Origin of the sequence: Pedococcus badiiscoriae (assembly GCF_013408925.1) — a bacterium.
Classification (GTDB): domain Bacteria; phylum Actinomycetota; class Actinomycetes; order Actinomycetales; family Dermatophilaceae; genus Pedococcus; species Pedococcus badiiscoriae.
Genome location: NZ_JACCAB010000001.1, coordinates 1349372 through 1376317, shown reverse-complemented (window position 1 = coordinate 1376317; position 26946 = coordinate 1349372). Strand labels below are relative to the sequence as shown.

Genomic DNA, 26946 nt, shown 5'->3' with positions numbered 1-26946 from the left:
ACGACGGAGGATCCGGCGACCGCTGCTCGGGAGGGCAGGGTCGCGGTCATGAGCGTCATCGACTTCGTCGCGGTGCTCGCGTCCTGGACGGCCGGTGCGCTGTGCCTCTGGTGGGCCGATGGCTGGCTGGTCGGTCTCTCCGTCTGCGTGGTGCTGGCGTGGGTCTACCACCGTTTCGTCCGCGACCGGGTGGAGGAGCGAGTCAGGCAGGGTGCGACGGCCCCCGTGAGCCCGTCTCACCTGAGTGCGTCCCGGGGGTCCTGCCGATGAACCCCAGCCAGGAGGAGAACGTGATGCCCACTCCGAGGATCCACCCGGCCACGACGTCGGACGCGAAGTGCACCCCGAGGAAGATGCGGTCGAGGCCGACGGCCAGCGCGAAGACCACGGCGACCGTGGTGGCCACCCGCCGTGACGCGGGCGAGAGCAGCGGCCACAGCAGGAAGACGAGGGCGGTGGCGACGATCGCGGCGTTCGAGGCGTGACCCGAGGGGAACGAGTATCCGGGGGCGTGGGAGATCGGGTCGTCGATGACCGGTCGAGCTCGCTGCACCAGCAGCTTGGCGTCCAGAGCGAGGTTCCAGCCGATCATCATGGTGACGAACGCCCACAGCGCCCGGCTGAGCAGTCCCTTGGCGAGCCAGGCCCACAGGCAGACGAGAGTCGCCAGGATGTAGAGCACCCACGGCTGGCTCACCGCCTCGAGCACGATCAGGGCACTTCCCGCGGAGATCGACCGGGTGAAGTCGGTGGCGTGCTCGCCGATGGCGTTGTCGAGGTGGATGAGCGGGTCGAACTTCTGACGCACGGCATACCCGAGGAGGACGAAGGGCACCGCGAAGGCGACCATGGCTGCGACGCCGCGGCCCAGCCGCGCGAGGCGCGACACCCGGACCGGTGACGTCGTGGTGGCCATCAGTCGACCGAGCCCACCCGGACCACCAGGGCGCCCGGCACGGCTTCCGCGGAGATGGCGCGGGCCTTGCCGAGCACCTCGCCGTCGATCTGCACCTCCTGCGGACGATCGGCACGGATCTGGATCGACCGGCTGGTGTGGTGGTCGACGATGTGGTGGCCCTTGCGCCGCTTGGACGCGATCCGGGCGGCGACGGCAGCCCACCCCACGACGCCCTTGGGAGACAGGATGACCATGTCGAGCTGGCCGTCGTCGAGCTCTGCCTCGGGCATCAGCACCAGGCCGCCCAGCAGCTTGCCGCAGTTGCCGATCACGACCGTCCGAGCCCGGCGGATGAACTCCTCCTGGTCCTCGACCTTCACCCGCACCTTGAACTGGGGGCCGCGCAGGTTGCGGGTTCCTGAGACGACGTAGGCGGCCGGTCCCACCTTCGCCTTCAGCTTCTCCGGGGCGTTGGCCATGATCTCGGCGTCGAACCCCAGGCCGGCCATGACGAGGAAGACGTGGGTGTCCGGCGCTTGGTCCTCGCCGGAAGGATCGACGGTCATCCGTCCGACGTCGACCCGCTTGTTCTGCCCGGTGAGGGCGATCCGCAGCGCGTCGCCGAGGTCGTCGACGGGCAGGTCGAGGTTGCGGGCCAGGAGGTTTCCCGTGCCGCCGGGCAGCAGCCCCATCGGGGTCTCGCTGCCGACCATCGCCTCGGCCACGGCGCGGACGGTGCCGTCTCCGCCGAGGGGGCAGATCAGGTCGACGCCTTCGGCCAGTGCCTGCTTGGCCTGCCCGGTGCCCGGATCGCGCTCGGTGGTGAGGATGAACAGCGGCTCGGCCCAGCCCTGGTTGATCGACTGCTCGGTGATCTTCTTGCGCACCGCGGCCACGTCGTCGAACTTCGTGGGGTTGACGATGACGGCTGCGCGACGGGTCGGCGAGTCGGACACGGTGCCCTCCGGACGGAAGTCGTTGCGGTGCGGGCGGCGCCCCCACCGGCGGCCACGGTGGACACCACCGGCTCCCGGTCCGCGCATCCCCGCCCACCCGGCGATGCCGAGGGCAAGCAGGATGACGAGGACGATCGCCGCGAGGGCGATCCAGCCGGAGTGTTCGCGAAGCACGGGCCGACGCTACCCCACGGTTGGCGTGCCACCGGTACTGCTGTCCGTACTGCTATCGGTACAGGTCAGCGGGGCTCTACGGTGGTCGACATGGGTGATCTCCCCGCGGGTGCCAGCGACCGGATCGTCCCCGACACCAAGGACTGGACGTGGACCCTGTCACGCCCCTGTCCGGAATGCGGGTTCGACGCGGCGTCCGTGGCCAGGGCTGACATCGCGCGACTGGCCCTGGCCTCGACCGCGGCATGGCCCGTCGTGCTCGAGCGACCGGCCGCCACGCAGCGGCCTTCGCCCACCGTGTGGTCTCCGCTGGAGTACGCCTGCCACGTGCGGGACGTGTGCCGGGTCTTCAAGGGTCGGGTCGAGCTCATGCTGGACCAGGACGGGCCACAGTTCGCGAACTGGGACCAGGACGAGACTGCAGTGGCCGAGCGCTACGGCGAGCAGGACCCCGCCGTCGTCGGCGCCGAGGTCCAGGAGGCCGCTGCCGCTGTCGCTGCCGCCTTCGCGGCGGTGCCTGACGACGCCTGGGACCGGACCGGCCTGCGCAGCGACGGGTCCGAGTTCACGGTGCAGACCCTCGGGCAGTACTTCCTGCACGACCTCGCCCACCACCTGGTCGACGTGGGCGCCTGAACGCGGCGGAGCTCGTCAGGCCCGGTGTGGGCGGCCGGTGAGCGCCGCGGCCCCGCCCATGGCGAGGAAGATGCCGCCAGAGACGTACTTCTGCCGCTCGACCGCCCGGGGGTGACGTGCCAGCCACTGGCCGATCGAGCCGGCACTGAGGGCGTAGACGCTGTCGAAGACCGCCCCGATCACCACGAAGATCGCCCCGAGGACGAGCACCTGCGACCAGATCGGACCGGACTCCGGGTGCAGGAACTGCGGGAAGAAGGCGACGAAGAAGACCGCCGTCTTCGGGTTGGAGATGCCCACCAGGAACGCGTCCACGAAGGCTCGTCGCGAGTTCGTGACCGGGGCGCGGTCCAGGGTGAAATGACCCTTGCTGCGGAACTCGCGGATGGCGAGCCACACCAGGTATGCCGCTCCGGCGTACTTCACGACCGCGAAGACGACCACCGACGAGCTGATGACGGCCGACAGCCCGAACGCCGTGGCGACCACCATGACCGCGGTCGCCGTCTCGATGCCGGCCATCGACGCGACAGCCAGCCGCCGGCTGCCCTGCCCGATGCCCCGCGAGATGAGGAACAGCATCGCGGGCCCGGGCAGCAGGATGAGGGCGGTCGCCGCCAGGGCGAACGACGCGAGGGTGGGTGTGGACGGCATACCCGCAAGGATCGTGCCCCGATGCTCGCGGGGCAACGTGATTCGCCTTGCTATGCCGTGCCCCACCCTCAGGGGCACGGCATAGCAGCGTCCTCGGGGGTCTCGGGCCCTCGGTAGTCTTGCCCGGTGATCGACATCAAGCTCCTGCGTGAGGACCCCGACCGCGTCCGCGCCAGCCAGCGCGCCCGCGGTGAGGACGAGGGCATCGTCGACTCGATCCTGGCGGCAGAGCAGCGGCACCGCTCGTCCCTCACCGAGTTCGAGCAGCTCCGCGCCCAGCAGAAGTCGATGGGCAAGCAGGTCGCCCAGGCCAGCGGCGAGGAGAAGCAGGCCCTGCTCGCGCAGACCAAGGAGCTCGCCGCGCGAGTCAAGCAGCTGCAGACCGACGCCGACGCCGCGCAGGTCGAGCTCGACGGGCTGATCCGGCAGATCGGCAACATCGTCGAGGACGGGGTCCCCGTCGGCGGCGAGGACGACTACGCGGTGCTCGAGGAGGTCGGGACGATCCCGACCTTCGACTTCGAGCCCCGGGACCACCTCGCGCTGGGCGAGTCGCTCGCGGCCATCGACATGGAGCGTGGCGCCAAGGTCAGCGGGTCGCGGTTCTACTTCCTGACGGGGGTGGGCGCCCGGCTCGAGCTGGCGCTCCTCACCATGGGGATCGCCCAGGCCGTCGAGCACGGCTTCACCCCGATGATCACGCCGACGTTGGTCAAGGCCGACGTGATGGCCGGTGCCGGGTTCATCGACAAGCACGGTGACGAGGTCTACCGGCTCGAGGCCGACGACCTCTACCTCACCGGCACCTCCGAGGTGGCGCTCGCCGGGTACCACGCCGACGAGATCCTCGACCTGTCCGCCGGACCGAAGCGGTATGCCGGGTGGTCGGCGTGCTACCGCCGCGAGGCCGGGTCGCACGGCAAGGACACCCGCGGGATCATCCGCGTGCACCAGTTCCACAAGGTCGAGATGTTCACCTACTGCCGCGTCGAGGACGCGGCAGCCGAGCACCAGCGACTGCTGGGCTGGGAGAAGGAGATGCTCGCCAAGATCGAGGTGCCCTATCGCGTCATCGACACGGCGGCCGGCGACCTCGGTGGACCGGCGGCGCGCAAGTTCGACTGCGAGGCGTGGGTGCCGACCCAGGGCCGCTACCGCGAGCTGACCTCCACCTCGAACTGCACGACCTACCAGGCGCGACGGCTGGGTACCCGCGAGCGCGACCCGAACGGGCAGGGCACCCGCGCGGTGGCCACCCTCAACGGCACGCTCGCGACGACCCGGTGGATGGTCGCCATCCTCGAGAACCACCAGCAGGCCGACGGCTCGGTCGTGGTCCCCAAGGCGCTGCAGCCGTTCCTCGGCCTCGAGGTCCTCAAGCCGGTCTGACGGCCCACGCAATACGGCAGTTGCGTCCACTCCCGCCCAGCAGTTCCTGGGCGGAAGCCGACGCAACTGCCGTTTCGCGCCGCCGCGGGTAGCGTCGGTGGCATGAGCGATCGCCAGCTGCCCAAGTGGTCAGAGCTCAAGCCCTTGCTGCGCCCCAGCCCGGTCGAGCTCAGCGCCAGGAAGCGGCGGCTCGCGTCCGCCCTCACCATCGCGGACCTGCGGCAGGTGGCGCGACGACGCACGCCGCGCTCGGTGTTCGACTACACCGACGGTGCGGCCGAGGCCGAGCTCAGCCTGCAGCGGGCCAGGGCGACGTTCCGCGACCTGACCTTCCAGCCGTCGGTGCTGCGCGACGTCGGCGACATCGACACGACGACCACGGTGCTGGGCACGCCGTCCGCACTGCCGTTCACCTTCGGACCGACCGGCTTCACCCGGATGATGCAGCACGAGGGAGAACGTGCCGTCGTCCGCGTGGCGGAGCGGGTCGGCATCCCCTACGCGCTGTCCACGCTGGGGACGACCGACGTCGAGGGCGTGGCGCAGGCATCGCCCAGCGCCCGCAAGTGGTTCCAGCTCTATGTCTGGCGCGACCACGCCCCGGCGGAGGACCTGATGGCGCGGGCCCGGGCCGCGGGCTTCGAGGCGCTCGTGCTCACCGTCGACGTCCCGGTCGCCGGGGTACGGCTGCGCGACGTCCGCAACGGCTTCACCATCCCTCCGGCCCTGTCGGCCAGGACGGTCCTCGACGGCGCCATGCACCCGAGCTGGTGGATCAACTTCCTCACCACGGAGCCCCTGCGGTTCGCCAGCCTGGACCGCTGGGACGGCACGGTGGCCGAGATGATGAACGCACTCTTCGACCCCACGATGACGATCAAGGACCTCGACTGGGTGCGGTCGACCTGGGATGGCCCCCTCATCGTCAAGGGCATCCAGACCGTCGACGACGCCCGCAGGATGTTCGAGGCCGGCGCCGACGCGATCATCCTCTCGAACCACGGCGGTCGCCAGCTCGACAAGGCGCCGGTGCCGGTGCGACTGCTCCCAGACGTGCGGGCCGCCCTGGGTGACGGGCCGGAGGTCATGGTCGACACCGGCGTCATGTCGGGCTCGGACGTCGTCGCCGCGATGGCCCTCGGCGCGAGCAGTGTCCTGGTGGGTCGCGCCTACCTCTACGGGCTGATGGCCGGTGGCGAGGCGGGAGTCGAGCGTGCCGCGCAGATCCTGGCCACCGAGGTGCGACGCACCATGGCCCTGCTGGGGGCCCGCCGGATCTCGGACCTCGGGCCGCAGCACGTCCGCCTTCCGTAGGCTGCCCGCATGACCGAGGCCCACCGGGTGAGCGTTCCCCATCTCGTCGCGCTCGATGTCGACGGCACCACCATCAACCACGCCGGCGAGCTGTCACCCGCTGTGCGCGAGGCGGTGCACGCGGTGGTGGCGGCCGGTCACCACGTCATCGTCGCCACCGGGCGCTCGATCGTGGCCACGACGACGATCCTCGACGAGCTCGGGATCGAGACCGGGTATGCCGTGTGCTCCAACGGTGCGGTCACCATCGAGCTGGATCCGTTGGCGGACAACGGGTTCCGCATCATCGAGGCGGTCACCTTCGACCCTGCGCCCGCCCTGAACCTGCTGCGCCACGAGTGGCCCGGGGCGGTTGTCGCGGTCGAGGAGCTCGGGGTGGGGTTCAAGCTGAGCGCGCCCTTCCCGGACGGAGAGCTCCAGGGCGAGCTGCGGGTCGTGGAATGGGAGGAGCTCGTCGCCGAACCCGTGACGCGCGTGACCTTCCGCGCGCCCGGGGGCACCGCCGAGGACTTCCTGGCCCTCACCGAACGCATCGGCCTGCACGGGGTCAACTACGCCGTCGGGTTCAGCGCGTGGCTCGACCTCAACCCCGAGGGGGTCTCCAAGGGCTCCGCGCTGGAGATCCTGCGCCGACGGCTGGAAGTCGATCCCCGGCACACCGTGGCCATCGGCGACCAGCGCAACGACATCGAGATGCTGCACTGGGCCGCGCGGGGAGTGGCCATGGGCAACGCCCCCGACGAGGTGAAGGCGATCGCCGACGAGGTCACCCTCGACGTCGACGAGGACGGGCTGGTGCCCGTCCTGCGCTCGTTGGTGTAGCCGCGGGCGCGGCCCGGCGGACCTGACAGACTGAGATCGCCATGGCTGACCTGATCATCACCTCGCCGTCGAACCCGCGCCTGAAGTCACTCGCGGCCCTTCGACGACGCCGGACGCGCGAGGAGACGGCCCAGACGCTCATCGAGGGCTACGAGGAGCTGTCGCTCGCCCTCGGCGCCGGCGTGCGGCCCGAGGCGCTCTACTTCTGCCCCGAGCTGATGCTCGACCCGACCAGCCAGGTCCGCGTCGTCGACGAGATGCGACGCCAGGGGGTGGAGACCGTCCAGGTGTCGCGGACGGCCTTCGAGCGGGCGGCCTACCGCGAGGGGCCGGACGGCTTCCTCGCCGTGGTCCCCTCCGTCGTGCGCCGGTGCGCCGACCTGGTCGTCGGGCCCACCGCGCTGACCGTCCTGTGCCAGGGAGTCGAGAAGCCCGGCAACCTCGGAGCCATGCTGCGCACGGCCGACGCCGCGGGCGCGGAGGCGGTCGTCGCCGCCGACCCGGTGACCGACTGGGGCAACCCCAACCTCGTGCGGGCCTCGAAGGGCACCGTCTTCAGCGTGCCGGTGGCCAGCGACTCCACGGCGGACACCCTCGCCTGGCTGGACGCCCGGGGCATCGCCCTGGTGGCCACGACGCCGGACACGGACGTGCTGCACACCGAGGTCGACTACACCGGTCCGGTGGCCATCGCGGTCGGCGCCGAGAAGTACGGACTGACCGACGAGGTGCTCGACCACGCCGCGCACAAGGTGCGGATCCCCATGGTGGGAAAGGCGAACTCGCTCAACGTCGCGACCTCCGCGGCCATCGTGATCTACGAGGCGGTCCGGCAGCGCGGCACCGCGGCGCGGCCTTCATCCCACTGAGCGCACCCGTGTCAGAAGCACTCCCTGACGTATGTCACGATGTCGGGTATGCGAGTTGACCACGTTTCGTATGCGGCGGAGCACGACGGACTGCAGGCGACCGCGGAACGCCTCGCCAAGCTGATCGGGGTCGACCCGGTCGATGGGGGAATCCACCCGCGCTTCGGTACGCGCAACGTGATCCTCCCGCTGGCGCACGAGCGTTACGTCGAGGTCGTTGAGGTCCTGGACCATCCGGCATCGGACAAGGCCCCCTTCGGGCAGGCCGTCCGCGCCCGGTCCGAGGCTGGGGGCGGCTGGCTCGGTTGGGTGGTCGCGGTGGACGACCTCGCACCGTACGAAGCGCGCATCGGCCGCGAGGCCGTGGTCGGCAACCGGCACCGTCCCGACGGTGTCGAGCTCCGGTGGCGTCAGCTCGGCGTCAAGGGCCTGATGTCCGACCCGCAGCTGCCGTTCTTCATCAAGTGGGACGACCCGTCCCTGCACCCGTCCACCGCGGCGCACACCCACGTCACCATCGACGGGCTGCAGATCGCCGGCGACCCGGCGCGCGTGCGGGACTGGCTCAACCTCCCCGTCGACCAGACCTCCTCGGTCATCGACTTCACCTTCGTCGCACCGCACGGCACGCCCGGGCTGCTCGCGGTCACCTTCGACACCCCGACCGGCAAGGTCACCGTCTGACTTCGGGGACGAGCGCGCGCACCTGCGCCAGCTGCGCCAGGCCGTTCACGACCAGCGAGAACACCAGGAAGGCCACCGCCCAGCCGTGGTGACCTGCCGCCCAGAGTCCGGCACCGGTCAGCCCGAACACGACGACCTTGGTCACCGGCCGTACGACCGGGCCGCCCCGAGGCGCCTTGGGCGACGCGAACGTCCACCACACCGCGACCACGACCAGCGGCATCGCGACCGCCAGCAGCACCCCGCCCGTGTGGTGTCCCCAGACCGCAGCGGCCGCGGCAGCCAAGAGCTCGTCGACGAAGACCAGGGCCAGCACCAGCCACCCGAGAACCTTCACGTCACCTCCGATCAGCCACGCGGCATACCGGTCAGTCGAGGTAGTCGACCAGCTCGGGGGCGACCCCGATGTAGGTCTGCGGCGTCAGCTCGGCCAAGCGCTTCGCGACGTCGTCGGGCAGGCCGAGGCCGGCGATGAACTCGCGCAGGTCGTCACCGGTGATGCGGCGGCCGCGGGTGAGCTCCTTGAGCCGCTCGTAGGGGTTCTCCATGCCGGCGACGCCCTGGGCGGCCAGCGCGCGCATCGCCGACTGGACGGGCTCGCCGAGCACCTCCCAGTTGGCGTCGAGGTCGGCGGCCATCGCGGACGGGACGGCATCGAGCCCGGCCAGCCCACGGGCGGCGTTGTCGATGGCGAGCAGCGAGTGGCCGAACGCGACCCCGATGTTGCGCTGCATGGAGGAGTCGGTGAGGTCGCGCTGCAGCCGGCTGTTGACCAGGGTCGACGAGAGCACGTCGAACAGGGCGTTGCTCACCTCGAGGTTGGCCTCGGCGTTCTCGAAGCGGATCGGGTTGACCTTGTGCGGCATCGTGCTCGACCCGACCGTGCCCTGACCTCGGACCTGGGCGAAGTAGCCGAGCGAGATGTAGGTCCAGACGTCGGTGCACAGGTTGTGCAGGATCCGGTTGAACCGGGCCAGGTCGGCGTACAGCTCGGCCTGCCAGTCATGCGACTCGATCTGGGTGGTGAGCGGGTTCCACTGCAGCCCCAGCGACTCCACGAACTCGCGGCTCAGCGACGGCCAGTCGGCATCCGGCACTGCCGCGAGGTGGGCGCCGTACGTGCCGGTCGCACCGTTGAGCTTGCCGAGGTACTCGGCCCGCTCGATCCGGCGCAGCTGGCGTCCGAGCCGGTGGGCCAGGACCGCCAGCTCCTTGCCCATCGTCGTCGGCGTGGCCGGCTGCCCGTGGGTGTGTGCCAGGAGAGGTACCTCGCGCAGGTCGGAGGCCATGGTGGCGACCGACTCGACCAGCTCGGTGGCGCGCGGCAGCCAGACCTCGCTCACCGCACCCTTGACCATGAGCGCGTAGGACAGGTTGTTGATGTCCTCACTCGTGCAGCAGAAGTGGATGAGCTCGGCGAGACCGCGGTCCTCCTCGCCGGGGGCGATCGCGGTGAGGCGCCGCTTGAGGAAGTACTCGACAGCCTTGACGTCGTGCTGGGTCTCGCGCTCGATCTGGGCCAGCTCGGCGATCGCGTCGGCGTCGAAGTCCTCGACGACCTGCCGCAGCCGCTGCTGCTCGTCGTCGGTCAGGGTCCGGACACCGGGGACGACCTGGTGGGTGGTCAGGAAGATCAGCCACTCGACCTCGACCCGCACCCGCTCCCGGTTGAGCGCCGGCTCGGACAGGTGGTCGACGAGAGGGGCCACCGCACCGCGGTAGCGGCCGTCGAGGGCGCCCAGCGCGATGGGTGGGGTCGCGTCAGCAAGCGAAGCCATGTCGACAGTCTCCCAGAGTGGCGAGGGCGCCGCGGACACGGTCCGACGCCAACGGGCGGGATCTGCAGCGGGCGGCATACGGTGGGGAGCATGCGATACACCACGCTCGGCTCCTCAGGCACCGTCGTCTCCACCCAGTGCCTCGGCACCATGACGTTCGGGGCGGAGGCGGACGAGACCACGTCAGGCCAGATCATGGAGGCCTACGTCGAGGCCGGTGGCACCTTCCTGGACACCGCCGACGTCTACAGCGCCGGGGTGTCCGAGGAGATCATCGGTCGCTGGCTGGCTGCCCACCCGACCGACGCGGACCAGCTCGTGATCGCGACGAAGGGCCGCTTCCCGATGGGCGACGGGCCGAACGACCTCGGCCTCTCCCGCCGTCACCTGCGGCGCGCCCTCGACGACTCGCTGCGCCGGCTCGACGTCGAGCACATCGACCTCTACCAGATGCACGCGTGGGACGCCGTGACGCCGCTGGAGGAGACCCTTCGCTTCCTCGACGACGCCGTCAGCGCCGGCAAGATCTCCTACTACGGCTTCTCCAACTACCTCGGCTGGCAGGTCACCAAGGCCGTCCACACGGCGCGGGCCCACGGTTGGACAGCACCGGTGACGCTGCAGCCGCAGTACAACCTGCTGGTCCGCGACATCGAGCACGAGGTCGTGCCGGCCTGTCTCGACGGCGGGCTGGGACTGCTCCCCTGGTCACCCCTGGCCGGGGGGTGGCTCACCGGGAAGTACCAGCGCGACACGACGCCGAAGGGGGAGTCGCGCCTGGGCGAGGACCCGGAGCGGGGCATGGAGGCGTACGGGCCGCGCAACCAGCAGGAGCGCACCTGGGCGGTCATCGACGCCGTGGTCGAGGTGGCGAAGGAGGCCGGGGTCACGCCCGCGCAGGTCGCGCTCGCCTGGGTCGGCGCCCAGCCGGCGGTCACGTCGGTGATCCTCGGCGCCCGTACCGTCGAGCAGCTGCGCGACAACCTCGCGGCGGCCGACCTCGACCTGTCCGCCGAGCAGCTCGACCGGCTGTCCGAGGTCAGCGCTCCCCAGATGGACGACTACCCCTACGGCCCTGCGGGTGTCGACCAGCGCGACCGGAAGCTGGCCGGCGGCCGCTGACCCGGGCGAGCCCGTCGCTGCGGAGGCTTGGGCTCAGCGGAGGCCCCGCTCTCAGCGGGTCGCGACCGAGACGCCTCCGTAGGCGGCGGGGCGCTCGTAGTCTCCCAGCACCTCGGCGAGGGCCAGGTGGCGCTGCGCGTCGGTGTAGCGGCGTTGCCGCTGCAGGGTGCGGCCGAGCAGCAGGTGGACGTAGCCGTCGTCGGGCGATTCCTCGGCGAGTGCACGGAGCAGGGTCTCCGCGCGGCCCAGCTGCGCCGAGCCGAAGTATGCCCGGGCCAGCATCAGCCGCAGGTCGGCGGTGCCGTGCAGGTGCTCGGACGTCTCGGACTCGGACTCCTCGACGAGCTCGCGCAGCAGGGCGACGGCAGCGCTGAAGTCGCCGTCGTCGAAGCGGCTGCGGGCCCACTCGAGCCGAAGGGCGAAAGGCGTGCTGTTCGTCGTCATGCCCCGCTCAACAATAGTTCGATATTCAACTATTCCCCTGGTCGAGCTCGCGGCGTACGTGGGCGACCACGCCGTCAGCGGCCGCGACCACCTCGGCGTACGTCTGGTCGAAGGAGGAGTCGTCGCCGTACCAGGGATCGTCCATGTCGAGCATGCCGGAGCGGGCGGCGTCGGGGTCGAACGAGCGGAACAGCCTGATCTTGGCGCGCTGCTCCGGCGTGCGGGCGAGCCTGGTCAGCTCGCGGTGGTGTCCGGCGTCGGCGGCCAGCACGAGGTCGACCTCAGACAGCCAGGAGGGCTCGAACTTGCGCGCGACGTGGTCGCGGCCCCCGAAGTCGCCGTGGCCGTTCCGCGCCAGCGCCGCCAAGGTCCGTGGGTCGGCGGGGCTGCCCACCTCCCACGAGTGGGTGCCCGCGGAGTCGACCTCCACGACGCCGCCCAGGCCCGCGTCCTCGAACCGTTCGCGCAGGATGAACTCGCCCATCGGGGAGCGGCAGATGTTGCCGGTGCAGACGACGGTGACTCGATAGGGACGCTGGGCTGCCATGGGTCCATTCAACGGCTCGGACACCCGGGGTCCCAGTCGGGGGTCTCAGTCCGGGTAGCCCAGCGGGTTGCCGCGCTGCCAGCGCCACTGGTCGGCGCACATGTCCTCGATGGTGCGGGTGGCCTTCCACCCGAGCTCGCGCTCCGCACGTGAGGGGTCGGCATACGAGGCGGCGATGTCGCCAGCGCGTCGTTCCACGATCTCGTGGGGCAGCTCGTGGCCGCACGCCTTCTCGAAGGCGTGCAGCACCTCGAGGACCGACGTCCCGTGGCCGGTGCCGAGGTTCCAGGTCGAGACCCGCTCGTCGGTGCTGCCGAGCTTGGTCAGGGCGGCGAGGTGACCGGCGGCCAGGTCCTCGACGTGGATGTAGTCGCGCAGGGCCGTCCCGTCGGGGGTGTCGTAGTCGCCGCCGAAGACGTTGAGCTTCTCCAGCTTGCCGACCGCGACCTGGGCGATGAACGGCATGAGGTTGTTGGGGATGCCCTGGGGGTCCTCGCCGATCGTTCCCGAGGCGTGCGCACCGACCGGGTTGAAGTAGCGCAGCAGGGCGATCCTCCACCGCTCGTCGGTGCTCGCGACGTCCCGCAGCACCTGCTCGATCATCACCTTGGTCCAGCCGTAGGGGTTGGTCGCCGAGGTCGGGTACTCCTCCTTCATCGGCACGGGCGCGTTGTCGCCGTAGACCGTGGCGGAGGAGGAGAAGACGAGGCGGTAGCAGCCGTGCCGTTGCATGGCGCGCACGAGCGCGAAGGTCGAGTCGAGGTTGTTCTGGTAGTACTCCAGCGGCACGTCCACGCTCTCGCCCACGGCCTTGAGCCCGGCGAAGTGGATCACCGCGTCGAACTGGCGCGCCGCGAAGAGCGACTCGACCTTGTCGCGGTCGGTCAGGTCGAAGGCGTGCACCTCGAGGGGCGTCCCGGTGAGCGCCTCGAGGCGCCCGACCACGGTGGGCTTGGCGTTGGAGAAGTTGTCGACGACGACGACCTCGTGGCCCGCCGCCACGAGCTGGACGACGGTGTGGGATCCGATGTAGCCGGCACCGCCGGTGACGAGGACGCGCATGGCCCTACCGTATGCCGCGCGCTGGGTTCCCCGCGTGCGCTATCACCGCGCGGTCAGTCGGTGCGACCGTCCCATCGCCTCCGGGTGGTCCACGTCCAGTCCGGTGTCTCCTTGGCCTCGGGGTGGCGGGTGAAGAACCAGGAATGCGCGCACCACGAGCGCACCGGGTTGGCCGCGGCCGGTAGCCGGCGACCGTCACTGAACCGTGCCACCAGCTCGGTGACCGGCCACTCCACCGGCGCGACGGGCGCGTCGTCCCGGTCCCGGTGCAGCACCAGGTGGTAACCCGTCCCCTCGAGCGCGGAGAGGACATCCGCGAGCTTGAGCGTCTGCGGCGCGCTCTCCAGTCGAGCCCCGTGGCTCTTGCTCCAGCCACGGTCCTGCGCGTAGGAACGCTGGCCCAGGCCCATCACGCTGCGGTGGCTCCGCAAGGCCAGCCCGACGCTCTCCTCCAGAGTGAGGGAATCCTGGGCGTCCTCCCAGGCCGCCACCAATCGGGCGATCGACGCGCTCCGGGTCTCGAACATGCACCCAGCCTGGCGCGCCGGGCCAGCTCCTGACAGGCATCGCGCCCAGCCCTGTGGACGAGCCCGGATCCACGTCCCCGCGGTGGACTCGCGGTCCGCAACGGCGCCGTCACGGCGATCCGGGGCTCGGTGGCGGGCATGGTGAGGACGGCGCTCTCGACGCTATGCCGTGCCCCTGAGCGTGGGGCACGGCATAGGAACCCGAAATGGTGATGGGGCCGGCGCTGCTCGCCGCCCTTCTCAGTGACGGTGACGTCGGCGAGGCCCCTGGCGCCCGTACGTCCCGCGCGCTTGCCGTGCCCCTGAGCGTGGGGCACGGCATAGGAGCCCGAAATGGTGATGTGGCCGGCGCTGCTCGCCGGCCCCAGTGATGGAGGGGCGGCTGGGGCTGCTCGCCGGCCCGCCAGTGACGGACGGGTGGCTAGAGCTGCTCGTCCGCTCGCGTGGGGGCGGAGCTCAGCGTGCGCGACCGGCCGCGGAACTCGGCGATCACGGCGCCGTCGGCCTCCCGCGTGACGGTGACGTCGGTGAGGCCGCTGCGCCCGTACGACGCGCGCGCCCAGCCCTGCGCGACGAGGACGTCGCCACGGCGAGCCGCCGCGATGAACGTGATGTCCGCGCCGGCGGCGACCGTGGGGTGGCCACCGGAGTTGCAGACGAGCGCGAAGGTCGAGTCGGCCAGCGTGAACAGGTAGCCCCCGTGGGCGATGTCGTGGCCGTTGACCATCGCGGCGGTGACCGTCATGCGCACCACGGCGTGGTCGACCTCGATGACGGTCGCCTCCATGCCGAGTGCCCGGGAAGCCTCGTCGCCGTCCCACATCGTCAGGACGTGCGTGAGGTCCGCGGTCACCGACCTTCCTCCGGGTGCATGATCCGGAGTCTGGCAGAGACCGGGCACAACGCAACGGGAGGTATGCCGCGGTGCGAACCCGCGGCATACCTCCCGAGTGGGGGGGGCGGAGCCGGTCAGCTGATCGGCGTCGCTGCCTGCACGAAGTCGTTCGTGTAGGTCTTGGACAGGTCGATCGCCTTGCCCTTCACCTTCGGGTTGAACTCGCTCAGCACTGCGAGGCAGGTGGGCGGGCCGTCGGCCGGCATGAGGCCGGTCGGGTTGAAGATGCCGCGCTCGCTGTCCAGCGCCTTGACGTAGGCCGCCTTGCCGACGCCGCTGTAGTAGTCAGCGGGCATCTGGTCGGCGATCTGCGCCCCGGTGTGGCCCTGGATCCACTTCAGGGTGGCGACGTAGGCGTTGACGAGCTTCTGGACGGTGTCCTTGTGCGCGTTCACCCAGTCGACCGGCATGTACAGCGACGTCGCCGGGTAGGTGCCACCGAGGGCGGCCTTCGACCCGTCGGCCGTGCGCATGTCGAGCAGGATGAAGGCCGTTCCGTCGGACAGTGCTTTGGACACCGTCGGCTCGGTCGTCATGCCGCAGTCGATGGCCTTCTGCTTCATCGCGGCGATGAAGGTCTGGCCGGCGCCCACACCACGACGGGTCTCCTGGGTCGGGTCGACGCCGTTCTTCTTGCTCAGGTACTGCGTGAGGAAGTCGGTCGACGAGCCGGTGTCGGTGATGCCGAGCGAGCGACCCTTGAAGTCGGCCGGGCTCTTGACCTTGCCCTTGAGGTCGCTGCGGCACAGCTCCACCTCGCCGGGGATCTGGAGCATGGACACGACAGCCTCGGACGACTTGCCCTGCGCCTGCAGGGCGATGTTGTGGTCGTAGAAGCCACCGACGCCCTGGACCTGGCCGGCGAGCATGTTCTGGGTGGCGTCGCCACCGGCGGGCTCGTCGATGAGGTTGACGTTGACGCCGGCCTTGTCGTAGTAGCCGAGGCGCTTGGCGAGCATGAACGGCAGGTAGATCTGCTTGCTCATGCCGCCGACCATGATGGTGACCTGGGGGGCGTTGGCGGCCGCCGAGGAGCTGGACGACGAGCCGCCGCCAGCTGCCGCGCCGGAGGACCCGGAGGCGTTGTTGGCGCAGGCGGCCAGGCTCGAGGCGGCAAGCAGTGCGACCCCGAGGGTTGCAAAGCGTTGAGTGGTGGACATGAACTCTCCTTTGAGCTGCGTGGTGGTGCTGCGTGTGATGGTGCGGGTGATGCGGATCGTGCGGGGGGTGCCGCAGTTGGTGCGGCCTGCTCTCACTGGACTGCCGCACCTCCGTGGGTCTGGGGAGGGCGCCAGCGGAGCAGGCGTCGCTCGAGCAGGCTGATGAGGGCTTCCGCCGTGAGCGCGATGATGGCGACGAGCACCATGCCGGCGAGCACGCCGTTCATGTCGAAGTTGTTCTGCGAGGAGCGGATCAGCAGGCCCAGGCCTGCGTTGGCGCCGAGGATCTCGCCGACCAGCGCGCCGATGAGGGCGAACCCGAAGCTGATGTGCAGGCTCGCGAGGATCCAGGTGAACGCGGACGGCAGGACGACGTCGCGGGTCACCTGCCAGCGCGAGGCGCCCAGCAGCCGGGCGTTGGCGATGAGGTTGCGGTCCACCTCACGCGAGCCCTGGTAGGCGTTGAAGAAGACACCGAAGAACACCAGGACGACCGCGAGGATCACCTTGGACTGGATCCCGAAGCCGAAGGCCACCGTGAAGATGGCGCCGAGGATGATGCGGGGGATCGAGTTCGCGGCCTTGAGGAACGGCCCGAAGATCTCCGAGAGCACCGCCACCCGACCCAGGGCGATGCCGCAGACGATGCCGAGGATCGACCCGATGATGAAGCCCATCACGGCTTCCTCGAGCGTGACGAGGACCTGCTGGCCGAGCGAGCCCTGGGTGGTCCCGACAGTGAACCAGTCGATGAGGGTGTGCCAGACACCCGTGGGCTCGCCCCAGAAGAACGGGTCGACGATCTTGGCCTGCACGCACAGCTGCCAGACCGCAAGCGCCACCACGACGATGGCCGTCCGCACTCCCGCGAGGACCAGGCGCCGACGCATGCCCCGGGGCCCGCGCCGCCGCGGCCCTGCGATGTCTCCCTGGACCTCGATGCGGCCGAACTCCGCCGCCAGGGCCACGACGCTGTCGGTCGTGTGCGAGTCGGCACTGGAGGTGTCCATCATGACGCCACCGCCGTCCGGGTGGTGCGGTCGTACGCCTCGGCGACCTCGGCGCGCAGGGCCTCCCAGATCTGCTCGTAGAGCTCGATGAACCGGGGGTCGAACCGGATCTCCTGCACCACACGCGGGCGGGGCAGGTCGATCTCGAACTCGGCCTTCACCGTGCCCGGTCCGGCAGTCAGCACGACGACCTTGTCGGCGAGGGCGATGGCCTCCTCGAGGTCGTGGGTCACGAACACCACGGCCGGCTTGGTCTGGTCCCACAGGTGCAGCAGCTCGGTCGACATGATCGCCCGGGTCTGCACGTCGAGAGCGCTGAACGGCTCGTCCATGAGCAGGATCCGCGGCTCGTTGATCAGGGTCTGGGCGAGCGCGACGCGCTTGCGCATGCCGCCGGAGAGCTGGTGGGGGAAGCGGTCCTCGAAACCGGACAGCCCGACGCGGCGCAGCCAGTCACGGGCTTGGGCGGTTGCCTCGCTCCGGTCCTTGCCCCGGTAGATCGGACCCGCGGCGACGTTGTCCAGTACCGAGCGCCACGGGAAGACGGCATCCTGCTGGAAGACGAACCCGGTGCCGGTCTCGATGCCCTTGACCTCCTGGCCGTGGACGAAGGCCTCGCCGCGCGAGGGGCGTTCGAGGCCGGAGACGAGGGTGAGGGTCGTGGACTTGCCGCAGCCCGTCGGTCCGACGACCGCGCAGAACTGTCCCTCCTCCACGGTCAGCGACAGGTCCTTCAGGGCGGTGTAGGTGCCGCCGTCCGCTGTCGCGAACTTCTTGGTGACGTTCCGCAGTTCGATGGCCGCCATTGGCCGAACCTCTTTCCTCGACGATGAGTTGCGTCACCGTAGGAGCGGGTCCCTTCGGCGCGGAACCCTTCTGTGCGTTGCCCCCGTATGCCGCGATAGCCGTGGTTTTGTGCGTTCTGCTCAGTCATGCTGGGGACGGCGCCGGCCGGCGCCAGCGGTGGGACCACCCACCCGGGACGAGGAGACGTATGCCGCGAATGGGCCGCACCCTGGCCTCCCGGATTCTCTTCGCCGTCCTCGGGATCATGGCTGTGACGATGGCCCTCGGACTCGCGCTGTTCACCCGGGTCACGAGCCGTGCCACCGACCAGCAGGCGGTCGAGCAGACCCGCAGCATCGCCGTCTCGCTGGGACACGTGCCCCAGGTGGCGACCGCGGTCGAGGCCGGCGACCCCGACCACGTCCTCCGCCGGCTCGCCGAGGCGGTCCGCCGCGACTCCGGGGCGTCCTACGTCGTCATCATCGGGCGCGACGGCACGAGGTACTCCCACCCCAACCCGGCCCTGGTCGGACAGAAGATCGAGGAGCCCGTCGTCGCCCTCGACGGCCGGGTGCACACCGGGGTCGACCAGGGCAGCCTCGGCCGGTCCGCCAACGCGCGCGCGCCCATCTTCGATGCCAACGGCAGGCCGGTGGGCGAGGTCTCGGTCGGGCTGCTCGAGTCGGAGGTGGGCGTCCGGTTCACCCACGAGATGGCGGATGTCCTGCTCTACACGGGCGCCGCCCTGGCGCTCGGGGTGGGGGCATCCCTGTTGCTGGCCCGCGGGATCAAGCGGGTGACGTTCGGGCTCGAACCTGCCGAGATCGTCGCCCTGGTCCAGGAGCGCGAGGCGATGCTGCACGGCATACGCGAGGGGGTCCTGGGGATCGACCCGTCGGGGAGGATCAACGTCCTGAACGACGAGGCGAGACGACTCCTCGACATCCAGGGCGCCGTGCTTGGCCAGCGGGTCGTCGACGTCCTGCCCGACAACCGGCTGCGGGGGGTGGTCACCGGCGAGGTCGCGGGTCAGGACCTCGTGGCCGTGACGGACGAGCACCTGCTCGTGCTCAACCGGATGCCTGTCGTCGTCGGTGAGCGCCAAGCGGGCTGGGTGGTGACCATCCGTGACCGGACCGAGCTCGAGGCCCTGCTGAGGCAGCTCGACTCGGTCGAGGGACTGACCACCGCGCTGCGTGCCCAGGAGCACGAGTTCTCCAACCGGCTGCACGTCCTGTCGGTGCTGCTCGAGCTCGGCGAGGTCGACGAGGCGACCCGGTACAGCCGGCACCTGCAGGCCGACACGGCCCTGGTCGGCGAGGAGGTCCGGTCGCGGATCGGCTCGCCGGTGGTCACCGCCCTGCTGCTGGCCAAGACCACCGTGGCGGCAGAGCGCGACGTCCGGGTGCGGCTCGACCCGGCCAGCAGGCTGACCACTCCCGTCGCCGACGAGGTGCCGATCGTGACGGTGCTGGGCAACCTCATCGACAACGCCGTCGACGCGGTCGCCGACGACCCCCGGACCGTGGGGGACCACCCGCGCGGCGAGGTCATGGTGTCGCTGGGCTGCGAGGACGGGGTGATTCAGATGTCGGTCAGCGACACCGGGCCAGGCATCTCGGCGGACCGGCTCGACGACGTGTTCGTCGACGGGTTCTCCACCAAGGAGCCGCGGCGCGGCATGCGCCGGGGGGTGGGCCTGGCGCTGGTGCACCGGCTCGTCACCCGCGACGGCGGGACCATCACCGCCACCAGTCCCGACGGTGCCAGGTTCGACGTGACACTGCCGATGCGGCGCAAGGAGGTCGTCGAGTGATCCGTGTCCTCGTGGTCGACGACGACTACCACGTGGCCCAGGCCCATGCCCTCAGCGTGGCCCGCATCGAGGGGTTCGCCGTGGTCGGGGAGGCGCACACGGCCTCCGAGGCGGCTGACCTCGTGGCGTCCCAGGCGCCCGACCTGCTGCTGCTCGACATGTACCTGCCCGACTTCAGCGGACTCGAGCTCGTGCGGCGGCTGGCCGCCTCGGGAGACCGGGTGCCCGACTTCCTGCTGGTGACGGCGGCCCGGGACATCGACTCCGTGCGCACCGCGATGCAGCTCGGGGCGTTCTACTACCTGGTCAAGCCGTTCAGCTTCGTCGCCCTGCGCGAGCAGCTGGAGGCCTACCGCGCGTGGACCGAACGGGTCGACCAGGAGGGCGAGGCCGACCAGCACGTCGTCGACACCCTCTTCAGCCTCCGGGGCACCTCGACGCGACGCGCGGTGGCCGGTCGGGCCCTCCAGCCGACGATGGCCCGGGTGCTCGAGATCGTCACGACGGCTAAGGGCCCGATCGGCGCCACGGAAGTGGCCGAGATCCTCGGCGCCAGCAGGCCGACCGCGCAGCGGTACCTCGCGTCCTTGGTGAGCAAGCAGCTGCTCGACCTCGACCTCAGCTACGGCAGCACCGGCCGGCCCGAGCACCGTTACCTGCCGCGGAGGCGCTGACCCCGGGAGATTGCGACGGCCAGGGGTCGGCCTGCAGCCGTTTACGATGACCGCATGACCACGGCAACGGCGCCCACCACCCACCCCCTCGTCGACAAGCACGCTCAGGTGATCGCGCAGGCGACCCAGGCGCTGGCGGACCGTTCGTACTTCAGCCGGTTCCCCGAGTCGCCGTCGCCCCGGGTCTACGGCGAGGGGTCCGCCGACGCGGGCCAGGCGGCCTACGAAGCCTTGCGCGACAGTGCTTTCGGGGCGCTGGGCGACGTGCGCACCGATGGCCAGTGGGTCGGCGAGGAGATCTCGCCCTACGGTCCCGCGCTCGGCATCACCTACCCCCACCTCGACCTGGACGCGGCCTTCGCGGCGGCCGCGGACGCAGCGCCTGCGTGGCGTGACGCCGGGGCCCGGACGCGTGCCGCGATCTGTGTCGAGATCGTCGAGCAGATCAACGCCCGCTCGTTCCAGATCGCCCACGCGGTGATGCACACGACGGGCCAGCCGTTCGTGATGGCGTTCCAGGCCGCGGGGCCGCACGCGCAGGACCGCGCCCTCGAGTCGATCGTGGCCGGTCTCGTCGAGCAGGAGCGCATCCCCCAGTCCGTCGTCTGGGAGAAGCCCGGCCGTGACAAGGAGGGCAACCCCGCCCCGCTGCGGATGCAGAAGGACTACCGCGTCGTGCCGCGTGGTGTCGCGCTCGTCATCGGCTGCAACACCTTCCCCACCTGGAACGGCTACCCGGGCCTGTTCGCCTCGCTGGTCACCGGCAACCCGGTCATCGTCAAGCCGCACCCGCGGGCCGTGCTCCCCCTCGCCATCTCCGTCGCCGTGTGCCGCGACGTGCTGGGTGCGGCCGGCTTCAGTCCCGACCTGGTCCAGCTCGCGCCCGAGGCCGACGGCGAGGGCCTGGCCAAGGTGCTCGCCGAACGCGACGAGGTCAGGATCATCGACTACACCGGCGGTCCGGGCTTCGGCGGCTGGCTCGAGGAGCACGGCGCGGCCCGCGGCCAGCTCGTCTACACCGAGAAGGCCGGCGTCAACACGATCGTCGTCGACTCGACCGACAACCTGCGGGGGGTGCTGGGCAACCTCGCGTTCTCGCTCACGCTCTACTCGGGACAGATGTGCACCACCCCGCAGAACATCTACGTCCCGCGCGACGGCATCGACACCGACGAGGGCCACCTGTCGTTCGAGGACTTCGGTGGCCGCCTGGCGGCCGCCGTGGGCAAGCTGACCGGCGACGACGCCCGGGCGGTCGAGCTGCTCGGCGCGACGGTCAACGACGGGGTCCGTGCCAACGCGGCCGGTCTCGCCGCGCTCGCCGATGAGGCCGGCGGCACCGTCGTGCTGGACTCCCGAGAGGTCAGCCACCCGGCATACCCCGACGCGGTCGTGCGCGCCCCGGGCCTGGTGAGCATGGACGCGAGCCGCGAGGACGTCTACACGCAGGAGTGCTTCGGACCGGTCACCTTCCTCATCGCCACGAGCGGCACCGACCAGTCGCTGGCGCAGTTCCGCGACACGGTGCGCGAGTACGGGGCGATGACGGCCGCGGTCTACTCGACGAGCGACGACGTCCTCGACGCCGCGCGGGACGCCGCCGCCGACGCGGGGGTCGCGCTGTCCGAGAACCTGACCGGTCCGGTGTTCGTCAACCAGACGGCGGCGTTCAGCGACCTCCACGGCACGGGGGCCAACCCGGCGGCCAACGCGGCCTACGTCGATGCTGCGTTCGTGGCCAGCCGGTTCCGCGTCGTCACCTCCCGTCGCCACGTGTAGTCGCCGCCGATCTGGCACGATCACTGCATGGGCATCCTCATCAAGATCGCGATCAACGCGGTGGCACTGTGGGTCGCGGCCTGGCTGCTGCCGGGCATCTCGTTCGGGGCAGGCAAGTTCGGCTCGAAGTTCGCGACCGTGGTGCTCGTGGCGCTGGTGTTCGGACTGGTCAACACGGTGGTCAAGCCGATCGCGAAGCTGCTGAGCTTCCCGTTCATCGTCCTGACGCTCGGGCTGTTCACGTTCATCGTCAACGCGTTCATGCTCCAGCTGACCGAGTGGATCTCCGGGCCGCTCGGGCTGAGCTTCACGATCGACCACTTCTTCTGGGATGCGGTGCTCGGCGCCCTGGTGATCACCGTGGTGTCGATGATCCTGCACTGGGTCATTCCCGACCGCGACGAGTGACTCCCGGCCCCGCCTAGAGTGAGCCGCATGAGCAACGCCGCCCCCGAGAACACCACTGACGTCCGCCTGCGCGCGGCCCTCGACCAGGTGCCTGCCTACGTCCCCGGCAAGCCCGCGGCCGCGCCCGAGGGCGTCACGGCATACAAGGTCTCGTCCAACGAGAACCCGTACCCGCCGCTGCCGTCGGTGCTCGAGGTGGTGCGCGAGGCAGCGGGCGCGATCAACCGGTATCCCGACATGGCGGTCACCGAGCTCACCCAGGCCCTCGCGGACACGCTCGGGGTGCCCGCCGAGCACCTCGCCACCGGCACCGGGTCCGTCGGCGTCCTCGGTCAGGTCATCGCCGCGACCTGCGACGCGGGGGACGAGGTCGTCTACGCGTGGCGGTCGTTCGAGGCCTACCCGATCGTCACCGCGCTCGCGGGTGCGAGGTCGGTGCAGGTCGGGCTGGACGACCACGCCCGCCACCGCCTCGATGCCATGCAGGCCGCGATCACCGACCGCACCAAGGTCGTCATCGTGTGCACCCCCAACAACCCCACCGGCCCGATGGTGACCCACGCCGAGCTGGAGCAGTTCCTCGACGCCGTGCCGAGCCGGGTGCTCGTCGTCATCGACGAGGCCTACGTCGAGTTCGTCACCGACGAGCAGGCCCCGCGCAGCCTCGAGCTCTACCGCGACCGCCCCAACGTGATGGTGCTGCGCACCTTCTCCAAGGCCTACGGCCTGGCCGGCCTGCGCGTCGGGTATGCCGTGGCGCACCCGCCGGTCGCGGCGGCCCTGCGCAAGACGGCGACCCCCTTCGGCGTGAACTCGATCGCCCAGGCGGCGGCAGTGGCGTCACTCAAGGCCTTCGACGAGCTCAAGGAGCGGGTGGACGCCCTGGTGGCAGAACGCACCCGGGTGGTCGAGGAGCTGCGCGGCCAGGGCTGGTTCATCCCCGACACCCAGGCCAACTTTGTGTGGTTCGCGCTCGGCGACCGCTCGGGCGACTTCGCCGCGGCGGCCCAGCGTGAAGGGCTGATGCTGCGGCAGTACGGCACCGACGGCGTCCGCGCGACCATCGGCGAGACCGAGGCCAACGACGTGCTCATCCGGGTGGCCGGGGAGTTCCTCGCCGAGCACCCGGTCGACCCCGCCCTGCCGCCCTCCTAGGCTGGGGCCATGGTCGACACCTGGCTCCCGCCCTATCTCGCCCGCCCGGACCGCTACGGCCCGATGCCCTACCGCAAGGTGGGTCAGAGCGGCCTGCGGCTGCCAGCCGTCAGCCTCGGCCTGTGGCACAACTTCGGCGACGACAAGCCCTTCGACGTCCAGCGGGCCATCCTGCGGAGGGCGTTCGACATCGGCATCACCCACTTCGACCTCGCCAACAACTACGGCCCGCCCTACGGCGCGGCCGAGATGAACTTCGGGCGGCACTTCGCCGCCGACTTCCGGCCCTACCGCGACGAGCTCGTCATCAGCTCCAAGGCCGGCTGGGACATGTGGCCGGGTCCCTACGGCGACGGCGGCTCGCGCAAGTACCTCGTCGCCAGCCTCGACCAGACGCTCCAGCGCACCGGCCTCGACTACGTCGACATCTTCTACTCCCACCGCCCCGACCCCGACACCCCGCTCGAGGAGACGATGGGTGCGCTCGCCTCGATCGTGAAGCAGGGCAAGGCGCTGTATGCCGGCATCTCCAGCTACGGCCCCGAGCTCACTGCTCGTGCGGCGGACCTGCTCGACGAGATGGGCGTCCCGCTGCTGATCCACCAGCCGTCGTACTCGATGGTGAACCGCTGGATCGAGGGCGGCCTGCTGGACACCCTCGGCGAGCGCGGCATCGGCTGCATCGCGTTCAGCCCGCTCGCCCAGGGGATGCTGACCAACAAGTACCTCGGCGGGATCCCCGAGGGCTCGCGCGCCAGCCAGGGCAAGTCGCTGTCTCCCGACCTGCTCACCGACGAGTCGCTGGCCCACATCCGCAAGCTCAACGACCTGGCTCAGGAGCGGGGGCAGTCGCTCGCGCAGATGGCTCTGGCCTGGGCCCTGCGCGACGACCGGGTGACCTCGGTCCTGATCGGTGCGTCCTCCGTGGACCAGCTGGAGGACTCCGCGGCCGCGGTCGCGAACCTGCGTTTCTCCGACGCCGAGCTGGAGGAGATCGACCGTGACGCCGTCGAGGCCGGCATCGACCTCTGGCGCTCCCAGTCCCGCATCAGCTGACCCGCCCCACCTGCGGCGGGAGTCCGGATTCTGAGATTTTCCGCCGTCCCGATATCTTGGCCGGGTAAGGCCCCCCTGTGAGCGCCGCCACAAGCGCGCCCCACACCAGCCGCCCCACGACGGCGGAGACCCCGCCCGGGTGAAGAAGGAGTTCCAGTGAGCGACAACGCAGTCGCCGGCGCCACGAGCGTCGAGCATGAGGACGAGGTGCTGGCCGAGCTGACCGCCCCGGTGCCCGAGGTCGGTGACGGCGGACCCGAGATGGTCCAGCTGCTGACTCCCGAGGGCCAGCGCGTCGAGAACACCGAGTACGACGAGTACGTCAAGGACCTCTCCGACGAGGACCTGCGCGGCTTCTACCGCGACCTCGTGCTGATCCGCCGGGTCGACGCCGAGGCCACCGCCCTGCAGCGCCAGGGCGAGCTGGGCATCTGGGCCAGCCTGCTCGGCCAGGAGGCGGCGCAGGTCGGTTCCGGTCGCGCGATGCGCCCGCAGGACTACGCCTTCCCGACCTACCGCGAGCACGGCGTCGCCTGGTGCCGCGGGGTCAACCCGCTCAACCTGCTCGGGCTCTTCCGTGGCGTCAACCACGGCGGCTGGGACCCGAACGAGAAGAACTTCCACCTCTACACGATCGTCATCGGCGCCCAGACGCTGCACGCGACCGGCTATGCCATGGGCATCCAGCGCGACGGCGACGTCGGCACCGGCGACCCCGAGCGCGACGCCGCGGTGATCGCCTACTTCGGCGACGGCGCGACCGCCCAGGGTGACGTCAACGAGTCCTTCGTCTACGCCGCGGTCAACAACGCCCCGGTCGTCTTCTTCTGCCAGAACAACCAGTGGGCCATCTCCGAGCCGAACGAGCGCCAGACGCGGATCCCGCTCTACCAGCGTGCCCGCGGCTTCGGCTTCCCCGGCGTCCGCGTGGACGGCAACGACGTGCTCGCGGTGTATGCCGTGACCCAGCAGGCGCTCAACGCGGCCCGTTCGGGCAACGGCCCCACCTTCGTCGAGGCCTACACCTACCGGATGGGTGCGCACACCACCTCGGACGACCCGACGAAGTACCGCGTCTCCGCCGAGGTCGAGGTCTGGAAGCACCGCGACCCGATCGAGCGCCTGAAGTCCTACCTCGTGCACACCCAGAAGGCCGACCAGGCGTTCTTCGACGCCGTCGAGGTGGAGGGCGACGAGCTGGCGGTCGCGGTCCGCGAGGGCTGCCTGTCCATGCCCGACCCGACGCCCGAGTCGATGTTCGACCACATCTACGTCGAGGAGCACCCGGTCGTGGAGGCCGAGCGCAAGGAGTTCGCGGCCTACCACGCCGGCTTCACGCAGGAGGGTGGTCACTGATGGCCAGCATGACGATCGCCAAGGGCATCAACAACGGCCTGCGCGCTGCCATGGAGCGCGACCCCAAGGTCGTCCTCATGGGTGAGGACATCGGCAAGCTCGGTGGCGTCTTCCGCGTCACGGACGGCCTCCAGAAGGACTTCGGCGAGGACCGGGTCATCGACACCCCGCTCGCGGAGGCCGGCATCGTCGGCACCGCGATCGGTATGGCGCTGCGTGGTTACCGCCCCGTCGTGGAGATCCAGTTCGACGGGTTCATCTACCCGGCGTTCGACCACATCGTCAGCCAGGTCGCCAAGATGCGGGCCCGGTCCCTCGGCAAGATCACGCTGCCGATGGTCATCCGGATCCCTGTCGGCGGTGGCATCGGCGCGGTCGAGCACCACTCCGAGTCCAACGAGGCCTACTTCGCGCACACCGCGGGCCTCAAGGTCGTCTGCTGCTCCAACGCCGAGGACGCCTACTGGATGATCCAGCAGGCCATCGAGTCCGACGACCCGGTGCTCTTCTACGAACCGAAGCGCCGCTACTGGGACAAGGGCGAGGTCGCCGACGTCGCCCAGCGCGGGCTGCTCGAGGCGAACGTCGTCCGCGAGGGCACCGACGCGACGCTCATCGCCTACGGCCCGATGGTCAAGACCTGCCTCCAGGCGGCCGAGGCGGCCGCCGCCGAGGGCAAGAACCTCGAGGTCATCGACCTGCGCACGCTGAGCCCGCTGGACCTCGACACCGTCGCGGCGTCCGTCGAGAAGACCGGCCGGGCCGTCGTCGTCCACGAGGCGTCGACGTTCCTGGGCATGGGCGCCGAGATCGCCGCGGCGCTCCAGCAGCGCTGCTTCTACCACCTCGAGGCGCCCGTGCTCCGGGTCGGCGGGTACAACCTGCCGTACCCGCCGAGCAAGCTCGAGGAGGAGTTCCTCCCCGACCTCGACCGGGTGCTCGACGCCGTCGACCGCTCACTGGCCTTCTGAGCCA

At 70.5% G+C, this 26946-nt stretch carries 28 protein-coding genes; 15 read left to right on the top strand and 13 right to left on the bottom strand.

Translation table 11 applies throughout. The annotated features are described in order from the left end of the window. Positions 1–202 precede the first annotated feature (202 nt). Positions 203–916 carry a phosphatase PAP2 family protein gene (locus BJ986_RS06595; protein ID WP_238338059.1) on the bottom strand — a complete coding sequence of 238 codons (714 nt, stop codon included), beginning with the start codon at positions 914–916 and terminating at the stop codon, positions 203–205. Next, the gene (locus tag BJ986_RS06590; protein WP_337794933.1) at positions 916–2028 is read right to left on the bottom strand and encodes a diacylglycerol/lipid kinase family protein; all 1113 of its coding nucleotides are present in this window, start codon (positions 2026–2028) and stop codon (positions 916–918) included. Before BJ986_RS06590 ends, BJ986_RS06595 begins: the two co-directional genes overlap by 1 nt. Positions 2029–2118: 90 nt before the next feature. On the opposite strand from BJ986_RS06590, the gene BJ986_RS06585 reads away from it, so the two are divergent. Next, on the top strand, positions 2119–2664 hold the full coding sequence (locus BJ986_RS06585; protein WP_179421260.1) for a DinB family protein: 546 nt from the start codon (positions 2119–2121) through the stop codon (positions 2662–2664). A 15-nt stretch (positions 2665–2679) separates the two neighbouring features. Here the strand turns inward: BJ986_RS06585 and BJ986_RS06580 are convergent, their stop codons facing one another. After that, complete coding sequence (locus tag BJ986_RS06580) at positions 2680–3318, bottom strand: LysE family translocator (RefSeq protein ID WP_179421259.1); 639 nt, start codon at positions 3316–3318, stop codon at positions 2680–2682. Between the two features lie 126 nt (positions 3319–3444). Between BJ986_RS06580 and serS the strand changes: the two genes are divergently transcribed. The 5 genes from serS to BJ986_RS06555 all read left to right on the top strand — a co-directional run bounded on the left by serS (position 3445) and on the right by BJ986_RS06555 (position 8396). Further along, the gene (gene serS, locus BJ986_RS06575) at positions 3445–4707 is read left to right on the top strand and encodes a serine--tRNA ligase (protein ID WP_179421258.1); all 1263 of its coding nucleotides are present in this window, start codon (positions 3445–3447) and stop codon (positions 4705–4707) included. Positions 4708–4809: 102 nt separating this feature from the next. After that, entirely contained in the window at positions 4810–6021 is a 1212-nt protein-coding gene (locus tag BJ986_RS06570) for an alpha-hydroxy acid oxidase (RefSeq protein WP_179421257.1), read from the top strand. A gap of 9 nt (positions 6022–6030) precedes the next feature. Then, the gene (locus tag BJ986_RS06565; RefSeq protein WP_179421256.1) at positions 6031–6843 is read left to right on the top strand and encodes an HAD family hydrolase; all 813 of its coding nucleotides are present in this window, start codon (positions 6031–6033) and stop codon (positions 6841–6843) included. Positions 6844–6884: 41 nt separating this feature from the next. After that, the gene (locus tag BJ986_RS06560; protein WP_179421255.1) at positions 6885–7712 is read left to right on the top strand and encodes an RNA methyltransferase; all 828 of its coding nucleotides are present in this window, start codon (positions 6885–6887) and stop codon (positions 7710–7712) included. Between the two features lie 48 nt (positions 7713–7760). Further along, complete coding sequence (locus BJ986_RS06555; RefSeq protein WP_179421254.1) at positions 7761–8396, top strand: VOC family protein; 636 nt, start codon at positions 7761–7763, stop codon at positions 8394–8396. Here BJ986_RS06555 and BJ986_RS06550 read toward each other — a convergent pair. Both BJ986_RS06550 and purB read right to left on the bottom strand, forming a co-directional pair. After that, positions 8386–8733: a DUF2568 domain-containing protein gene (locus BJ986_RS06550; protein WP_179421253.1), complete on the bottom strand. Its 348-nt coding sequence runs from the start codon at positions 8731–8733 to the stop codon at positions 8386–8388. The genes BJ986_RS06555 and BJ986_RS06550 overlap by 11 nt on opposite strands. A 31-nt stretch (positions 8734–8764) precedes the next feature. Beyond that, positions 8765–10174, bottom strand: coding sequence for an adenylosuccinate lyase (purB, locus tag BJ986_RS06545; RefSeq protein ID WP_179421252.1), 1410 nt, complete (start codon positions 10172–10174; stop codon positions 8765–8767). Positions 10175–10264: 90 nt separating this feature from the next. Between purB and BJ986_RS06540 the strand changes: the two genes are divergently transcribed. After that, complete coding sequence (locus tag BJ986_RS06540) at positions 10265–11296, top strand: aldo/keto reductase (RefSeq protein ID WP_179421251.1); 1032 nt, start codon at positions 10265–10267, stop codon at positions 11294–11296. A 51-nt stretch (positions 11297–11347) separates the two neighbouring features. Here the strand turns inward: BJ986_RS06540 and BJ986_RS06535 are convergent, their stop codons facing one another. From BJ986_RS06535 to BJ986_RS06500, 8 genes are all read right to left on the bottom strand, one after another. Continuing rightward, positions 11348–11740 carry a tetratricopeptide repeat protein gene (locus tag BJ986_RS06535; protein WP_179421250.1) on the bottom strand — a complete coding sequence of 131 codons (393 nt, stop codon included), beginning with the start codon at positions 11738–11740 and terminating at the stop codon, positions 11348–11350. Positions 11741–11765: 25 nt separating this feature from the next. Continuing rightward, complete coding sequence (locus BJ986_RS06530; RefSeq protein ID WP_179421249.1) at positions 11766–12287, bottom strand: low molecular weight protein-tyrosine-phosphatase; 522 nt, start codon at positions 12285–12287, stop codon at positions 11766–11768. A 45-nt stretch (positions 12288–12332) separates the two neighbouring features. After that, on the bottom strand, positions 12333–13349 hold the full coding sequence (gene galE / locus BJ986_RS06525) for a UDP-glucose 4-epimerase GalE (protein WP_179421248.1): 1017 nt from the start codon (positions 13347–13349) through the stop codon (positions 12333–12335). 53 nt (positions 13350–13402) lie between these two features. Further along, entirely contained in the window at positions 13403–13876 is a 474-nt protein-coding gene (locus BJ986_RS06520) for a hypothetical protein (RefSeq protein ID WP_179421247.1), read from the bottom strand. A gap of 421 nt (positions 13877–14297) precedes the next feature. Further along, complete coding sequence (paaI, locus tag BJ986_RS06515) at positions 14298–14729, bottom strand: hydroxyphenylacetyl-CoA thioesterase PaaI (protein WP_337794929.1); 432 nt, start codon at positions 14727–14729, stop codon at positions 14298–14300. 116 nt (positions 14730–14845) lie between these two features. Then, a complete protein-coding gene (locus tag BJ986_RS06510; RefSeq protein WP_179421246.1) occupies positions 14846–15931 on the bottom strand; it encodes an ABC transporter substrate-binding protein in 1086 nt (361 codons plus the stop codon). A 92-nt stretch (positions 15932–16023) separates the two neighbouring features. Beyond that, positions 16024–16944 carry an ABC transporter permease gene (locus tag BJ986_RS06505; protein ID WP_202881196.1) on the bottom strand — a complete coding sequence of 307 codons (921 nt, stop codon included), beginning with the start codon at positions 16942–16944 and terminating at the stop codon, positions 16024–16026. Then, positions 16941–17747 (bottom strand): ABC transporter ATP-binding protein, encoded by an 807-nt coding sequence (locus BJ986_RS06500; protein ID WP_179421245.1) that lies wholly within the window; start codon positions 17745–17747, stop codon positions 16941–16943. Before BJ986_RS06500 ends, BJ986_RS06505 begins: the two co-directional genes overlap by 4 nt. Positions 17748–17935: 188 nt before the next feature. Between BJ986_RS06500 and BJ986_RS06495 the strand changes: the two genes are divergently transcribed. From BJ986_RS06495 to BJ986_RS06460, 8 genes are all read left to right on the top strand, one after another. After that, the gene (locus BJ986_RS06495) at positions 17936–19543 is read left to right on the top strand and encodes an ATP-binding protein (protein WP_202881195.1); all 1608 of its coding nucleotides are present in this window, start codon (positions 17936–17938) and stop codon (positions 19541–19543) included. Continuing rightward, a complete protein-coding gene (locus BJ986_RS16750; protein ID WP_179421244.1) occupies positions 19540–20217 on the top strand; it encodes a response regulator in 678 nt (225 codons plus the stop codon). The genes BJ986_RS06495 and BJ986_RS16750 overlap by 4 nt, the downstream gene beginning before the upstream one ends. Before the next feature lie 54 nt (positions 20218–20271). Beyond that, complete coding sequence (gene paaN, locus BJ986_RS06485) at positions 20272–21996, top strand: phenylacetic acid degradation protein PaaN (protein WP_179421243.1); 1725 nt, start codon at positions 20272–20274, stop codon at positions 21994–21996. A gap of 27 nt (positions 21997–22023) precedes the next feature. Further along, positions 22024–22404 (top strand): phage holin family protein, encoded by a 381-nt coding sequence (locus BJ986_RS06480; protein WP_179421242.1) that lies wholly within the window; start codon positions 22024–22026, stop codon positions 22402–22404. 27 nt (positions 22405–22431) lie between these two features. Further along, entirely contained in the window at positions 22432–23559 is a 1128-nt protein-coding gene (gene hisC, locus BJ986_RS06475; RefSeq protein ID WP_179421241.1) for a histidinol-phosphate transaminase, read from the top strand. A gap of 9 nt (positions 23560–23568) precedes the next feature. After that, the gene (gene mgrA, locus BJ986_RS06470; RefSeq protein WP_179421240.1) at positions 23569–24615 is read left to right on the top strand and encodes an L-glyceraldehyde 3-phosphate reductase; all 1047 of its coding nucleotides are present in this window, start codon (positions 23569–23571) and stop codon (positions 24613–24615) included. A gap of 156 nt (positions 24616–24771) precedes the next feature. Next, complete coding sequence (gene pdhA, locus BJ986_RS06465; RefSeq protein ID WP_420372037.1) at positions 24772–25971, top strand: pyruvate dehydrogenase (acetyl-transferring) E1 component subunit alpha; 1200 nt, start codon at positions 24772–24774, stop codon at positions 25969–25971. Next, positions 25971–26942: an alpha-ketoacid dehydrogenase subunit beta gene (locus tag BJ986_RS06460; protein WP_179421239.1), complete on the top strand. Its 972-nt coding sequence runs from the start codon at positions 25971–25973 to the stop codon at positions 26940–26942. The genes pdhA and BJ986_RS06460 overlap by 1 nt, the downstream gene beginning before the upstream one ends. Positions 26943–26946 lie beyond the last annotated feature (4 nt).